The organism is Pseudomonas entomophila L48 (assembly GCF_000026105.1).
Taxonomy (GTDB): Bacteria; Pseudomonadota; Gammaproteobacteria; order Pseudomonadales; family Pseudomonadaceae; genus Aquipseudomonas; species Aquipseudomonas entomophila.
Window position 1 is genome coordinate 4,586,226 of sequence record NC_008027.1, and the last position, 15,447, is coordinate 4,601,672.

General features: G+C 63.2%; 11 protein-coding genes. 7 read left to right on the forward strand and 4 right to left on the reverse strand.

Annotated elements, in window-relative coordinates; all coding sequences use genetic code 11:
• The first annotated feature begins 42 nt into the window (after positions 1-42).
• On the forward strand, positions 43-849 hold the full coding sequence (locus PSEEN_RS19895) for an HDOD domain-containing protein (protein ID WP_011535359.1): 807 nt from the start codon (positions 43-45) through the stop codon (positions 847-849).
• 108 nt (positions 850-957) lie between these two features.
• Here the strand turns inward: PSEEN_RS19895 and PSEEN_RS19900 are convergent, their stop codons facing one another.
• Both PSEEN_RS19900 and PSEEN_RS19905 read right to left on the reverse strand, forming a co-directional pair.
• Complete coding sequence (locus tag PSEEN_RS19900; protein WP_011535360.1) at positions 958-2,337, reverse strand: sensor histidine kinase; 1,380 nt, start codon at positions 2,335-2,337, stop codon at positions 958-960.
• On the reverse strand, positions 2,330-3,001 hold the full coding sequence (locus tag PSEEN_RS19905) for a response regulator (protein ID WP_011535361.1): 672 nt from the start codon (positions 2,999-3,001) through the stop codon (positions 2,330-2,332). Before PSEEN_RS19905 ends, PSEEN_RS19900 begins: the two co-directional genes overlap by 8 nt.
• A gap of 200 nt (positions 3,002-3,201) precedes the next feature.
• On the opposite strand from PSEEN_RS19905, the gene PSEEN_RS19910 reads away from it, so the two are divergent.
• The 6 genes from PSEEN_RS19910 (at position 3,202) to PSEEN_RS19935 (ending at position 9,162) form a co-directional block, all read left to right on the forward strand.
• Positions 3,202-4,491: an OprD family porin gene (locus tag PSEEN_RS19910; protein ID WP_011535362.1), complete on the forward strand. Its 1,290-nt coding sequence runs from the start codon at positions 3,202-3,204 to the stop codon at positions 4,489-4,491.
• 45 nt (positions 4,492-4,536) lie between these two features.
• Positions 4,537-5,517 carry a Bug family tripartite tricarboxylate transporter substrate binding protein gene (locus PSEEN_RS19915; RefSeq protein ID WP_011535363.1) on the forward strand — a complete coding sequence of 327 codons (981 nt, stop codon included), beginning with the start codon at positions 4,537-4,539 and terminating at the stop codon, positions 5,515-5,517.
• Between the two features lie 170 nt (positions 5,518-5,687).
• Complete coding sequence (locus tag PSEEN_RS19920) at positions 5,688-6,146, forward strand: tripartite tricarboxylate transporter TctB family protein (RefSeq protein ID WP_011535364.1); 459 nt, start codon at positions 5,688-5,690, stop codon at positions 6,144-6,146.
• 3 nt (positions 6,147-6,149) lie between these two features.
• Positions 6,150-7,664: a tripartite tricarboxylate transporter permease gene (locus PSEEN_RS19925; RefSeq protein ID WP_011535365.1), complete on the forward strand. Its 1,515-nt coding sequence runs from the start codon at positions 6,150-6,152 to the stop codon at positions 7,662-7,664.
• A complete protein-coding gene (locus tag PSEEN_RS19930) occupies positions 7,657-8,688 on the forward strand; it encodes an AbrB family transcriptional regulator (RefSeq protein WP_011535366.1) in 1,032 nt (343 codons plus the stop codon). Before PSEEN_RS19925 ends, PSEEN_RS19930 begins: the two co-directional genes overlap by 8 nt.
• A gap of 90 nt (positions 8,689-8,778) precedes the next feature.
• A complete protein-coding gene (locus PSEEN_RS19935; protein WP_011535367.1) occupies positions 8,779-9,162 on the forward strand; it encodes a TlpA family protein disulfide reductase in 384 nt (127 codons plus the stop codon).
• On the opposite strand, the gene PSEEN_RS25875 is transcribed toward PSEEN_RS19935, so the two are convergent.
• Positions 9,150-11,480, reverse strand: coding sequence for an autotransporter outer membrane beta-barrel domain-containing protein (locus PSEEN_RS25875; protein ID WP_158020269.1), 2,331 nt, complete (start codon positions 11,478-11,480; stop codon positions 9,150-9,152). The genes PSEEN_RS19935 and PSEEN_RS25875 overlap by 13 nt on opposite strands.
• Positions 11,481-11,770: 290 nt before the next feature.
• Positions 11,771-15,430 carry a hypothetical protein gene (locus tag PSEEN_RS19945; protein WP_011535369.1) on the reverse strand — a complete coding sequence of 1,220 codons (3,660 nt, stop codon included), beginning with the start codon at positions 15,428-15,430 and terminating at the stop codon, positions 11,771-11,773.
• Between the last annotated feature and the right edge of the window lie 17 nt (positions 15,431-15,447).

Sequence of the window (15,447 nt, forward strand, 5' to 3'; positions counted from 1 at the left end):
TCGATTTGGCGGGGCCGCACCACCTTTGCAGTAGAGAAGTCCATGAACAAGCTGGCCGAGATGGTCCAAGCGCAATTGCTCGCCGCCATCGACAACGACGACCTGGTCCTGCCAACGCTTCCGGAGGTTGCCCTGAGCATCCGCGAAGCCGCCGAGGACAGCGAGATCAGCGTGTCCGACCTGAGCAAAGTGATCGGCCGCGACGCCGCGCTGTCGGCGCGCCTGATCAAGGTGGTCAACAGCCCGCTGCTGCGCGCCGCCGTCGAAGTCACCGACCTGCACACCGCCATCACCCGCCTGGGCATCAACTACAGTTGCAACCTGGCCATCGGCCTGGTGATCGAGCAGATCTTCCACGCACGCTCGCCGGCGGTCGAACAGAAGCTGCGGGATATCTGGGCCAGCAGCCTGGAAGTGGCGGGGATCAGCTACGAACTGTGCCGGCGGTACACGCAACTGAAGCCCGACCAGGCCACCCTCGGCGGCCTGGTGCACCAGATCGGCGCGCTGCCCGTGCTGATCTATGCCGAAGAGCACAACGAACTGATTTCCGACCCGGTTTGCCTGCATTACGTGATCGAGCAGATCCAGCCAGCGCTGGGCGACAAGATCCTCAGTGCCTGGGAGTTCCCCGAGCAACTGGTCAAGCTGCCCAGCGAGATCCAGGACCTGGACCGGCGCACCGACACCCTGGACTACATCGACGTGGTGCAGATCGCCCGCTGCATCAGCCAGCGCGGGCGCAGCCGGCCGCTGGCCGCCCTACCCGCCTACCGGCACCTGGGGCTGCCATTCGGTACCGAACTGGATATGGAAGAATTGCTGGATGCGCGGAACATGCTGCGTTGACCCGGTTCGCCTGGAGGAGCGGCTTTAGCCGCGATGCTGGCGTCGTGGTGTCTGGCACCCGCTTTGCGGGTGATCGCGGCTGAAGCCGCTCCTACAGCGATCGCAGCTTCAATCGGCGATGAAACTCACCCGTACCTTCAACCCGCCCCGCTCCCCGTCATGCAGGCTGATCTGCGCCAGGTGCGCCCGACAGATCTCGCCGACGATGGCCAGCCCCAGGCCACTGCCCTGGGCACTGCGCCGATAGAAGCGCTCGAACACCCGCTCGCGCTCCCCTTCGGGAATCCCCGGCCCATCGTCCTCCACTTCGAGCACGGCCGGTGCCAGCACCCGCAGAACCACATCGCCACCCGGCGGCGTATGGGCCAGGGCGTTGTCCACCAGGTTGCTGAGCAACTCGTTGAGCAAGGTCGGCTCGCCCTTGAGCCACACCGGCGCCTCGGCCTCCAACGCCAGGGACACACCACGGGCGTGGGCCAGTGGCGCCATGGCCATGCCCAGCTCCCGGGCCAGCTGGCTCAGGTCCAGGCGCTGGGCCCCGCCCTCGGCGATGGCCCGCGCGCCGTTTTCCACCCGCGCCAACGACAGCAGCTGATTGGCCAGATGGGTCAGGCGATCGGTGCCCTGGGCCGCGGCTTCCAGTGTCTTGCGCCATTCGTCGGGCTCTTTGGAACGCAGGCCCAGCTCGACCCGGGCCTTGAGTGCCGCCAAGGGGGTGCGCAGCTCGTGGGCGGCATCGGCGATGAACTGCGCCTGGCGCTCGAACTGCCCACGCAGCCGCTCGGTGAAATGGTTGAGCGCGCGCACCAGCGGCCCCAGTTCGCGTTGCACCTGCACCACCGGCAAGGCGCGCAGGTCATCGGGCTGTCGCTCCTCCACCGCGCCCCGCAGCCGCTCCAGCGGGCGCAAGGCCGCGCTGACCGCGAACCACACCATCACCAGGGCCCCCAGCGCCAGCATCCCCAGGCGCAGCAAGGTGTCGGCCATCAGGCCACGGGCCATGCGCACCCGCGCCTCTTCGGTCTCGGCCACGCGGATCTCGGCCATGCCGTTCATGTTGGGTTCGCTGACCGGCTTGAGCAGGCTGACCACGCGCACGTCCTGGCCGAGGTAGGTGGCGTTGTAGAAACGCGCCAGGGCCGGGTAGTCGTCGGTACGCGGCGTGCCCGCAGGTGGCGCGGGCAGGTTCTCGTAGCCGGAGATCAGCTTCTGGTGGATATCCAGCACCTGGTAGTAGATGCGCCCGGCGCTGTCGTAGGCGAAAGTATCCAGGGCCACGTAGGGCACGTCGGCGCTGAGGGTGCCGTCGCGCTGTGACAAGCCTGCGGCGATGGTCCGCGCCGAAGCCAGCAAGGTACGGTCATAGGCGGTGTCGGCGGCCTCGCGACCGTTCCAGTAGGCGCTCAGGCCGCTGGCCAGCATCAGCACCACCAGCAACAGTGCCAGGTTGCCCAGCAGGCGCCCGCGCAGGCTGACGTTGTCACGCATCGCGATGCTCGAGCAGGTAACCCAGGCCGCGGAAGGTGACGATGGCCACCGGATGGCCGTCGAGTTTCTTGCGCAGGCGGTGGATATAGATCTCGATGGCGTCGGGGCTGGCTTCTTCGTCCAGGCCGAACACCTGGGCGGCCAACTGCTCCTTGCTCATCACCCGCCCCGGCCGGGCGATCAACGCCTCGAGCACGCTCTGCTCGCGTTGCGTGAGGGTCAGCGGTTCATCGCCCAAGGTGAATCGGCGGGTGTCGAGGTCGTAGACCAACGGCCCACAGCGCTGCTGGCGCTCGCCGCCGAGCACGCTGCGGCGCAGCAGCGCCTTGACCCGAGCCTCCAGCTCGGTCAATTCGAACGGTTTGGCCAGGTAGTCGTCGGCGCCCAGGTTCAGGCCGTGGACCCGGTCCTTCACATCGCTGCGCGCGGTGAGCATCAGCACCGGCAACGTCTTGCCGCGCCCGCGCAGGCGCGCCAGCACCTCGAAACCGTCCAGGCGCGGCAGGCCGACATCGAGCACGGCCACGGCGTAGTCCTCGCTGGCCAACGCCAGGTCGGCGGCCACGCCGTCGTGCAACACATCCACGGTCAGGCCCTGGCTCTTGAGAGCCTGGGCCACGCTTTCAGCCAGTTGCAGGTGGTCTTCGACCAGCAGCACACGCATCGGATTCTCCCAGCTTGGGTGGGTCGGTTGGCGCGGAGTGTACCGCCGTGAGGGGGCCTGTGAAGCCCTCGCAAGAAACCTTTCACGCTGAAAGGTTAGCGAAAGGTTGGTTACCTAGCATCGCACCACGGTCGCCCCGCGCGCCGCAAAAAGCACCAGCAAGGTGCAACACATAAGAACAATAAATGGAGTCACCGACGATGCTGTCCATGCAGCCGCAGGCGTTCGCGCCTACCCGTTCGTTCGCCGCCCGACCTTCCGCCCTCGCCAGCGCCTTCGCCCTTGCCGGGGTCGCGCCCCTGAGCCAGGCCGCCTTCTTCGAAGACAGCACGGCCACCTTCGAAACCCGCAACATGTACTTCAACCGCGACTTCCGCGACGGCACCAGCGCGCAGCAATCCAAGCGCGACGAATGGGCTCAGGGCTTCATGCTCAACTTCGAGTCCGGCTACACCGAAGGCACCGTGGGCTTTGGCCTGGACGCGCTGGGCATGGTCGGGGTCAAGCTCGACTCCAGCAAGGACCGCACGGGCACCGGCCTGCTGCCCACCCACGACGACGGCAAGGCGGCCGACGAGTATTCCAAGCTGGGGCTCACCGGCAAGGTGAAAGTGTCGAAGACCGAACTGAAGATCGGCACCCTGATCCCCGAACTGCCCACCCTGCAGCCCAACGACGGGCGCATCCTGCCGCAGACCTTCGAAGGTGGCCTGCTCACCTCGAACGAGATCAAGGGCCTGACCTTCACCGGCGGGCGCGTGGACAAGGCCAAGGACCGCGACGACACCAATTGGGAAGACCTGGCCCTCAACAACAAGAATGGCCGCTTCGGTGGCACCTTCAGCGCCGACAACCTCGACCTGGGCGGCGTCGACTACAAGTTCACCGACCGCATCACCGGCAGCTACCACTTCGCCCAGCTCGAAGACATCTACCGCCAGCACTTCATCGGCATGGTCGCCACCCAGCCCTGGGGCCCGGGCACCTTCGGCGCCGACCTGCGCCTGGCCGTGAGTGACGACGCAGGCTCCGCCAAAGCCGGGCGCATCGACAACACCACCTTCAACGGCATGCTCAGCTACGGCCTGGGCGGGCACAAGGTCAGCGCCGCCTGGCAGCAACTGACTGGCGACAGCGCCTTCCCCTATGTCGATGGCGCCGACCCGTACCTGGTCAACTTCGTCCAGATCAACGACTTCGCAGGCGCCGACGAGCGCTCCTGGCAGGTGCGCTACGACTACAACTTCGCAGCCCTCGGTATCCCCGGGCTGACCTTCATGACCCGCTACATCAACGGCGACAACGTCAGCCGCGCCGATGGCAGCGAGGGCAAGGAGTGGGAGCGCAACACCGAGTTCAAGTACGTGGTACAAAGCGGCCCGTTGAAAAACGTCGCCGTGCGCCTGCGCAATGCCACCTTCCGCTCCAACTTCACCCGCGACGCGGACGAAGTGCGGCTGCTGGTGAGCTACAGCGTGGCGCTGTGGTAAGCCAATTGCGGTAACCCATAACAACAATGCTCATGGAGTTAGACGATGACTTTTTCACTGCGCCGCCTCGTCCTCGCCACCGGTTGCCTGCTGCTCGCCGGCAACGCCCTGGCAGGTGAACCGAAACGCCCCGAATGCATCGCCCCGGCCTCGCCCGGCGGCGGTTTCGACCTGACCTGCAAGCTGGTGCAAAGCGCCCTGGTCAACGAGAAGATCCTCAGCAAGCCCATGCGCGTGACCTACATGCCCGGCGGTGTCGGCGCGGTGGCCTACAACGCCGTGGTCGCCCAGCGCCCGGCCGACGCCGGCACGCTGGTGGCCTGGTCCAGCGGCTCGCTGCTGAACCTGGCCCAGGGCAAGTTCGGCCGCTTCGACGAGAACGCGGTGAAATGGCTGGCGGCCGTCGGCACCAGCTATGGCGCCATCGCGGTGAAGAGCGACTCGCCCTACAAGACCCTCGATGACCTGGTCGCGGCGCTGAAGAAAGACCCGAGCAAGGTGGTGATCGGCTCCGGTGGCACCGTGGGCAGCCAGGACTGGATGCAGACTGCGCTGATCGCCAAGGCCGCCGGCATCAACCCGCGCGACCTGCGCTACGTGGCCCTGGAAGGCGGCGGCGAGATCGCCACCGCGCTGCTGGGCGGGCATATCCAGGTCGGTTCCACCGACATCTCCGACTCCATGCCGCATATCCAGAGCGGCAACATGCGCATCCTCGCGGTGTTCTCCGAAAAACGCCTGGACGAGCCGGAGATGAAAGACATCCCCACCGCCAAGGAGCAGGGCTACGACATCGTCTGGCCGGTGGTGCGCGGTTTCTACCTGGGGCCGAAGGTCAGCGACGAGGACTACGCCTGGTGGAAGGCCTCGTTCGACAAGCTGCTGGCCTCGGACGACTTCGCCAAGCTGCGTGACCAGCGCGAGCTGTTCCCGTTCGCCATGACCGGCGAAGAACTTGATGGCTACGTGAAGAAGCAAGTGGCGGACTACAAGGCGCTGGCCCGTGAGTTCGGGCTGATCCAGTAAGCCCGCCACCGTCCCTGTGGGAGCGGCCTTGTGTCGCGAAAGGGCCGCAAAGCGGCCCCAGGCTTCTAGCGTCCGCACATAGATCGCTGGGGCTGCTGCGCAGCCCTTTCGCGACACAAGGCCGCTCCTACAGGGGCCACGCCGTGTCGAACATTACCGAGGATTCCCCCATGATCCTGCAACGCCTCTTCGCCCTGGCCCTGCTCGCGCTGTGCGCCGTGCTGGCCGTGATGGCCTGGCCCTACCAGGCCGCCTTCTCCTATGAACCGGTGGGCCCACGCGCCTACCCGCTGCTGATGCTCGGCCTGATGAGCCTGGGCCTGCTCTACCTCGCCATCCGCCCCACGCCCATCGTGCGCAAGGACGACGAACCTGAGCTGGACCGCGAGACACTCATCAAGATCAGCGCCTGCGTCGGCCTGCTGATCGTCTTCGCCAGCACCTTCGAAGCCCTGGGCTTCATCCTCAGCGCCATCCTCGTCGGCGTGCCCATGGCCCGCCTGTACGGCGGCCGCTGGCTGCACAGCGCCCTGGTGGTGGTGGGCATGAGCCTCTTTCTCTACTGGCTGTTCGACCGCGTGATGGACGTGCCCCTGCCCCTCGGCCTGCTCGACGTACTGGAGAACTGACACATGGATACCTTGAGCTACCTCGGCCAGGGCTTCGGCGTCGCCCTGAGCCCGTACAACCTGGTCACCGCCCTGACCGGCACCCTGATCGGCACCGTGGTCGGCCTGCTGCCGGGCCTGGGCCCGATCAACGGCGTGGCGCTGCTGATCCCCATCGCCTTCGCCCTCGGTTTGCCGCCTGAGTCGGCGCTGATCCTGCTGGCCGCCGTGTACCTGGGCTGCGAATACGGTGGGCGCATCAGCTCGATCCTGCTGAACATCCCCGGCGAAGCCTCCACCGTGATGACCACCCTCGACGGTTACCCCATGGCGCGCCAGGGCCTGGCCGGCGTGGCCCTGTCGCTGTCGGCCTGGAGTTCGTTCATCGGTGCCTTCATCGCCACCTGCGGCATGGTGCTGTTCGCCCCGCTGCTGGCGAAATGGGCGATCGCCTTTGGCCCGGCGGAGTACTTCGTGCTGATGGTGTTCGCCATCGTCGCCCTCGGTGGCATGGCCGGCGACAAGCCGCTGAAGACCTTCATCGCCGCGCTGATCGGCCTGTTCCTGTCGGCGGTGGGCATCGACGCCAACAGCGGTGTGTACCGCTTCACCGGCGACAGCGTGCACCTGGCCGACGGCATCCAGTTCGTCGTGCTGGTGCTGGGCCTGTTCTCCATCAGCGAAATCCTGTTGCTGCTGGAGAAGACCCACCACGGCCATGTCGCGGTGAAAGCTACCGGGCGCATGCTGTTCAACTTCAAGGAAGCGGCGTCGGTGTTCTTCGTCAACATCCGCTGCGGCCTGCTCGGCTTCTTCATGGGCGTGCTGCCCGGTGCCGGCGCGACCCTGGCCAGTGCCGTGGCCTACATGACCGAGAAACGCCTGGCCGGTGAAAAGGGCAAGTTCGGCAAGGGCGACGCCCGTGGCCTGGCCGCGCCGGAAACCGCCATCGGCGCCTCCTGCTGCGGCGCCCTGGTGCCGATGCTGACCTTGGGCGTGCCCGGTTCCGGCACCACCGCAGTGATGATCGGCGCGCTGACCCTGTACAACATCACCCCGGGCCCGCTGCTGTTCGAGCAACAGCCGGACATCGTCTGGGGCCTGATCGCCTCGCTGTTCATCGCCAACCTCATGCTGATCATCCTCAACGTGCCGATGATCCGCGTGTTCACCCGCATCCTCGCCGTGCCGAACTGGGCGCTGGTGCCGGTGATCGCGATCATTACCGCGATCGGTGTGTACGCCGTGCATGCCACCACCTTCGACCTGTTCCTGATGGTCGGCATCGGCATCATGGGCTACATCCTGCGCAAGCTGGACTTCCCGCTGTCGCCGATCCTGCTGGGGTTCATCCTCGGCGGGCTGATGGAGCAGAACCTGCGCCGCGCGCTGTCGATCTCCAACGGCGAGCTGGGCATCCTCTGGTCGAGCCCGATCAGCATGGGCGTGTGGGTGCTGGTGGTCTGCATGCTCAGCCTGCCGCTGCTGCGCGGCTGGCGCAAACGTGCCCTGCAACGCCGGGCCATGGCCGATGCCTGACCGGTCGTTGCCGCTGTTCTGGGCCACAGGGCTGGTCGGCCTTGCGGGCGGTTATGCCGCCAGCAAGGTCGGCTGGCCCTTGCCGTGGATGGTCGGTTCGCTGCTGGCGATCATCCTGGTGCGCTGCCTGACGCCCTGGCAACTGAGCGAGATCCCCAACGGCCGCAAGTGCGGCCAGTGGATCATCGGTATCGGTATCGGCCTGCACTTCACCCCGGCGGTGATCGAGCAGGTCGCCGATCACTTTGCGCTGATCTTCTTCGGCGCGCTGTTCACCACGCTGTCCAGCGTGATCAGCGTGTGGCTGTTGCGGCGCACCGGCGAGGACCGTGCCACGGCGTTCTTCGCCAGCATGCCGGGTGGTTCGGGAGAGATGGTCAACCTGGGCGCGCGCAACGGCGCGGTGCTCAGCCAGGTGGCGGCTGCGCAAAGCCTGCGGGTGCTGGCGGTGGTGCTGTGCGTGCCGGCGCTGTCCAAGTTCCTGCTGGGCGATGGCGTGCCGCTGAATCATGCGGGCAGTGTCAGTTGGGGTTGGCTGGCATTGATCGCGCCGCTGGGCGTGGTCGTGGCGCTGATCTGGCAACGCCTGCGCCAACCCAATCCGTGGCTGTTCGGGCCGTTGCTGGTGGCGGCCACGGTAAGCCTTGCGGGCAATCTGCAGATCGGCTTGCCCAACGGCGCCAGCCAGATCGGCCAGTGGCTGATCGGCAGCGGCCTGGCCTGCCACTTCAACCGGGCGTTCTTCCGCCGCGCGCCGTCGTTCCTCGGGCGCACCTTGCTGGCCACGGGGCTGTGCATGCTGATCGCCGCAGGCGCGGCATGGGCGTTGAGCCTGCTCACGCACCTGGACCTGCGCTCGCTGACCTTGGGGATGATGCCGGGTGGCATCGCGGAGATGAGCCTGACGGCGGAGACGTTGCAACTGTCGGTGCCGTTGGTGACGGCGTTGCAGGTGATGCGGTTGTTGTTCGTGTTGTTTCTGGCGGAGCCGTTGTTTCGGCGTTGGAATGCGGGCAGCGACTGAGCAAATTGAACAACTGGTATTTTTGCCAGTTTCGCTCATCACAACCGAGGCGTTGAATGGGAGCTCCTCTGGCGCGTAGGAGTACACTCAATGGCCATGGTTCCGTTGACCGACCTGGAAGCCCTCATCTCACTGGTCATACAGAGTCATCAGCCCAAGCCGTGCATGGTGCTGATCCACTCCGACCAATGCCCACCCTGCATGGCGCTTCATCCAAAGCTATCGGGATTAGCCAGTGACATGGAGGGATACGCGTTCTACGCATTCAACGTGGATTCTTGCGACCCACCTTGGAAGGACTATGTGCTGACCTTACTGTTCAAGGAGTGGGACGTGAAGTACCTGCCTACACAGATACTTCTCGCCACTGGCAGAGCGCGCAAGGTCATCTTCACCACGAATTTGGACACCATTAAGAGCGAGCTTGCAGCTCTCGATGGTACGCGCGCGCAGACCCCGCTTCAGAAGTCGTAACGCACGCCCACATTCACACCATAAGGCTGTTCGATGTTCTTGCCATTGCTGTATTCCACATCGGCATGCACACGGAACTGCTTGGACAGCGCCAACGATACCCCGGCACCCAGCTCGGCACGCGAACCGGACAGGTCATTGTTGAACACGTTGTTGTTGACCTGTACCTGGTTGCGCTGGGCGAACTCGTGGGCGAAGGCGCCTTTCACGTAAGGCTGCACCATGGCCCCGCCATCGAGCGGGATGGTCTTGCCGACGGTGGTGCCCACCTTGCCCAGCAACGACTTGGCCATGTCGCCTTCGGCGCGCAAGCCATTGTCGAAGGTGTAGTCCTTGCCAGCGACGGCGGCGGTGGCCACCTGCACGAAGGGTTCGATGAAGTAGCCATCGTTGAGTTTGATGTGCTTGCCCGCCTCCACCGACGCGCTCACACCGTGGGTGTCATAGTCGCCCTTGCTGCGGGTGTGGTCGCTCATGCCGACCTTGGCATTGTTCTGGTAGCGGTTGTACTTGAGCACGGTGTCGACGTAGAAGCCGGTCTCACGGTCCAGCCAGGTGGCGTAGCCGCCCACGTAGTAGCTGTCGACGGTGCCGGAAGTACCGTAGTCGAGGTTCAGGTCCGAACGGCTGCTACCGGCCAGCACACCCACCAGCCAATCGCTGTCGGACAGCTGCATGTCCGCGCCCAGGCTCAGGCCGCGCTGGTTCTGCTGGTAACCCGCGCCCAGGGAGGCACCGCTGACGTTGTACTGGTTGCCGTAGGCACGCATCCAAACACCGGCATTGCGCCCTTCGCTGTAACGCAACTCGCCCATGCGGCTGCGCAGCGAGCTGAGTTCGCCGTAGGCCACGGTGATCGGCGTGTTGAACAGCGCCATGGCGGCCATGGTGATCGGCGCGACGGTGCGGGTCTCACGGTTCAGTACCCAGTCATTGCCGTCCTGAGACAGTTCGTAGGAGTACGCGCCCACATCGACCCGCTCACGGTCGTTGAGCAGGTGGAACTGTGCGCCGCCGTCGGCGGTGCGTACCAGTGAGAGCGACTCAACACTTGCCTCCTGGCCAGTGCTGGCTACCAACAGCCCATGGTTTCCACTGGAAGTGCCGGTGACAACCAATTGGTCCGCTTGGCCAGTGACGAAGTCACCGCCCATATGGAAGTTGCCATTGCCGGAGAGGTCGGTAACGGTAAGGGTATGGAAGCTTGGCGTGTCACCGAAGACGACGGTACCACCGCCCATGGACAATTTGCCGACATCACTGTTACCCGTAAGGGTCCAGATGGAGTCCGGGCCAATGCTGGCCTGGCCCAGCCCAATGGTGGTGCCGGTCAGTTGGGCGCCGCTGTCCAGGGTCAGGGCCCGCACTTGTTGTAAATTGCCGGTCAGCTGCGAGTGGTCAGCCAGTGCCACCACAACATCGCTACCCTCTGCGGCGACAACATCGCCGGTCAGCGTGGCGCCTTGCAGTGCCAGGTTCGCCTTGCCTCCTGCCAGCACGTTGAGATTACCGGTCAGCTGCGAACGATCAGCCAATGCCACCGCAACATCGCTACCCTCTCCGACAATAACGTCGCCGGTCAGCGTGGCACGCTGCAGTGCCAGGTTCGCCTTGCCACCTGCCAGCACGTTGACGTTACCGCTGATTGTCGAATCACTGGCGGTAAGGGCAAGGTTGGAGAAGCCGGCCACCTGGATCGCCGTCCCATTGCCAGCCTTGATAGAAGCACCGTTGCTCAGGTCGATGACCGCATCGCTGCGGGTTCGCACATCGACGCCAGGGCCTGCGGTGCTTGTTACATCACTACCGTCCAGGCGCAAGGTTGCCACGGTCGGTCGGGCCACTTCAGTCAGCATGAGCACACCGGCGCCTTGCCCGACGATACTGCTGCCGCTGACCTGAGCCGTGCCCCCCTGAAGCCGCAGGCCATTGCCACCGGCCGCAGTCGCGGTCATCTGTGAACCGGAGATATCGAGAGAACCACCCGCGTTGACCTGCACCGCAGCCGTCCCCCCTTGGATCTGGCTGTTGCGCACTACCGCCGTGGAGCCTGCGCCCGCAGCGTGCGTCAGTGCCAGGCCGACACCATTGGCACTGGTAATAGTGGCGTTGGCAATGCTTGCCCGGCTGTCGGTCAGCCCTACCGCCGTGCCATTGGTCACTTGTGAAGTGCCGCTGAGGACATTGAGCTGCGAGTTGGTGACCCCGATGCTGGTCGTTTGCGCACCGTCAACGGTGAGTACGGACTGGTTGATCAGGACATAGTTGGTCGGTGCGTCGGCTGGGGTGATCGTCAAGGTCTGGTTATTCAGGACCACCGCCGAAACCTGCGGGCTGAGGATGCCCAAGGTCAGTAAGCATGCCAGCTTGGACAAGGGGAAGTTTGAAATAGAGTTCGGTCTGGTACGATGAAAATCTCGCATGGACATTACCTTTGTGAAGCAATTCTTTAGCCGATACGGCGTTGATAACCGCGGCGATCCTAGTAGTCCCTCAACCAAACAGATGTAAGAATTGTCCTATGACACACAGGTTTATCCCTACAACTCACCTTGCAGGCGTAATTCCGCCCACAAGATGAGTTGATTTTTTTGAACGCTCTACACAGTCAGCTAGCAACCCAGCCCGTGCATACCAGACCACCTTGCCGAGTGTTGTACTTGACCAGGCACTTGCGCGAAATCCACGAGTTTGTGCCTCTGCGGACCGAGAATCTGCAGACGATCGAGTCAGCCACGGGTGTCGGTGGATTGCTGACCTGGTTGAACAGGTCATTGGCATAGCGGATCGGGTATCGCACCCCTGCCGCTGGATTGAATCCCGCAGGTACCTGAACCTCCGGCAAGGCTCGCTCGACAGTCGGAGCAGCAAGATCACCGAGCGACGATCCGGAATGGTATTCCCAGAACACCGTCACGAAATCACCTGCCTGAAGGCTGACCGACACCGGGGGATTGGCCACCTCTTCCGGTCGCTCAGGATCACCTGCGCGGAAGTCGCGCAAAATCAGGTTGATGTTGTTCCAGGGCATGCTGGAGCAGTTCACTACCCCGGTCAGGTTAGTGGTGGTGCCCGGTCGCTGGTTCTGCCTTGCTGCCGGCACACTCTGGGTATAGTCAAACCAGACAAAGTTCCGCATCAATACCGTAATGGCACTCACGTTCACTTGCGTATTCAGCGATTGCTGGAAGTTGGTGGCCGCTGCGGTCTCTTTGATCGTGTAGTTGGCGGGGATAACACCATTGCCCTGCGCCTGAATAATCGCCCCCGACAAGTTGAAATCAACGACCTCGCCTGGCACTTCAGTGCTCAAGGTCAAGGTCGTGACTTGCTGCCCACCATAGAAGATGGTCACGACATGACCGGCCTCGGCTCCTTCATACACCGTGAACTTGATGGTGCCGTCCAGGACCCTGATCGTCCCATCGTTCTCGACGACGTGATCCAGCGGTGTGATGAAGTTGTCCGGTGACCTGCCACTCCCACCGACTACGGTCAGCAAGGTCAGGGCAGGGTTGACCGGGTCAGGCTCGTTTGGGTTCACCGGACCCACGATCCGCAGGTCGACCCGCGGGCTGGCTGCGGGTGATGGGCCAAATGGTTGCCCATTGCGCAATACGCGATAGGTGACCGAAGCCGTGTAAAGCGCCCGGGAATCAGGTACCGACAGGAAGGTCCAATTCACACTGACCTTACCGGTGGAAAAGGGGAACGGGGTAATTATACGAGGGGTACCGGCTCCGTCGGTCCAGGTGACCTCGATCAAGTCGGTGGGTTGCGAGCCATCGTAAGCGGGAATGGCAATGTCCACGACCTTCGTGAGATCCGTAACAGGGAACAGATCTGCACGCACGATCGGATCAACCTTTGGCGTACTGTCCGGGTTGTTGATTTCCGGCGCCAACAAATTGCCCGGTTGTGCCTCCAGGCGCACAGTGAAATTGTAGCCAATCGATTTACCAGATGGACTACCAGGACGGTCGGCCAGGACATAGACCAGTTGATGACTACCGTTGCCAAGCGCCCGCAGCGTTGCGGCGGACACCGAGATCTGCGGCGCAGGCGCGACCGCATCGGTTTCAGGCCAGATCACGGTCAAGGGCACAATTTCAGCATCATCACTGCCATTGAGCAGCTGAATCCGATCGCCCGCTCGCGCCACGACATAGGGAGGTATCGGGAATGTCACCGTCGCATTGGCATCCAGGTACTCCCCGGTGAAGATCGGCACGCCCGCTTCCATGGGAGGGGGCACAGTCGGCGTCAACAGCGCCAGCGGAGGTACGCCATTAGAAGGTGGAATCCGATCGAGGGTTATGCGTTGAGGCAAGGACGGATCCGGGTTGAGAGCCTGGTCGTTCATTACCATGTAGCTGATCCGATGGATGCCCTCCCCCAGGAACTCAAGCATCTTCGGGGTGATTTGAATCTGAACGGGAAATGGCTGCGCGGCATCGATGGGATACGGGAGGCTGAACGGCTCGCCACGACGCGCTTCTTCGGCAGGGTCATCTTCTTCAGGCTCTCCATCCTCACCTTCGTAACGCCACGGTACGCCGTTGAAGATCAACCGAACCTGGTCCCGCGAGCCCTCATAGTCCATCCCTCCGGACTCCGCCCAGCGAGGTACCTCTATATAGACATAGTCGTTCTCATTCCCCTCGACATAAGCGGTAAGGGGAATTTCATTGGGGCGAACGACGGCGTTATTCGGCAACGCACCTACAATGGTGAACTCGTCAGCCAAGGGGCCAGGCACTTCGAAAAGGCCCCCGCTCGCGCTTCTGACCTTGCCAATAGCCGTCGGACTGCTCGAGCGCTGCTCGATAATCCTGTTACGTTCAGCCTCGAACGCAGCTTTCGCTTCCTGCTCCTGTCGACGTTCCTCCTCGGCTTTTAACTCAGCCGGTCCACCCGTGCTCACACCTTCATATGCACCCATGATCAAGCTCCTGTTCTGTGGGAACCACACTTGCTCTGTTATCCAAGGTCCACTGCACACACCGCCACCTGGTCTTTGCAGCGACACGTTGACTACCTCTACCGCACTGGTACGCCAACGCCCCGCTTGCGTTCGAACCCTGTAGGCCACATTGACCGACCCCTCGAAAGGGTCACGTCCTGGTTCGAACACTTTCCTGAGTTCTTCGACAATCAACTCATTGATGAACGGCATGACGACAATCCCATCCGCACGCATCGGCGTCGGTTCGAACGGGAGTAACGAAGGTTCGGAAATAGGCATCCGACCAAACGAGTCGCGGCACATCTGCCAACTGATCTGCACCAGGTCGCCGACACTCACGCCGTCCTGGGGCAACGGCACGCGGAAACGCATGCCTCGCGGGATACCAGGATCAGGCCATGGATCAAGCGTGGCGCGCTGGAGCGAGCTGCAATTGATCCAGCCGAAAATGCTCACGAAATCAGGTTCGATGCGCTTGATCGGAAGCAACAACTCCTCCCCGCCGACGAGATCGACGGTAATCGGCAGTAGGTTGGAGGCACGGTTGAGGTTCCCGGCTCGATCGCGCAACTGACAACTGACCTCGAAACTCCCCGAAACCAACAGTCGCTCGGCGATCAGCAATGGAATGTTGGGCAGAAGGCGGTTGGCCTGGGTAATTGCGATGATCGCGGTGGGCAGCGCCGGCAGCGCTCCTCCCGTTGGGCGGAAGAACACCTGTACCTGGTCTTCCAGGCGCAGGTCGGCCCAACGCGGCAGTTCCAACCTGGCAAAGCCAGCATTGGCTTCCAGATGCTCACGGTCGATGAGCGAAGGCCCGGAAAAGGTGAAAGGCGCGTTCTCGCCAGGCGCGGTGCGATCGTAGTAGACAAGGGTCGAATTGGATCTGGCGACGTTTCCGACATCCACGATCCATAGGTCATAAGCGATATCGAATTCACGATCACGCAAGGGTGAGGGTGCAGGAAGCTGAAGCTCGACGCGGAACTGTTCCGAGTCGGCAACCATGGCAACGATGACAGGATCGCCAATGCGCTGTTGGTCACGTACCGCTTGGCACGCCACCTGAAGGTTGGTGTACCCGCTTCCGGTCAACGTCCTGTAGTCGTCTTCATAACCTTCCCAGGCACGCAGCTCGAAACGTAGCGGCTGTGCCTGGGCTTCCAGGGGCAAGGTAAAGGTGCCGTTTTCGTCATCCAGAAGGGGTAAGGCATCCAACAGCTTTGGGACTTGCAACTCAAGCAACTGGTTGCCCGCCAAGGTGGCGCTCACGGCACTGTTACGTTGAACGAGTATGGTCATCACACACCCCGGCCAGT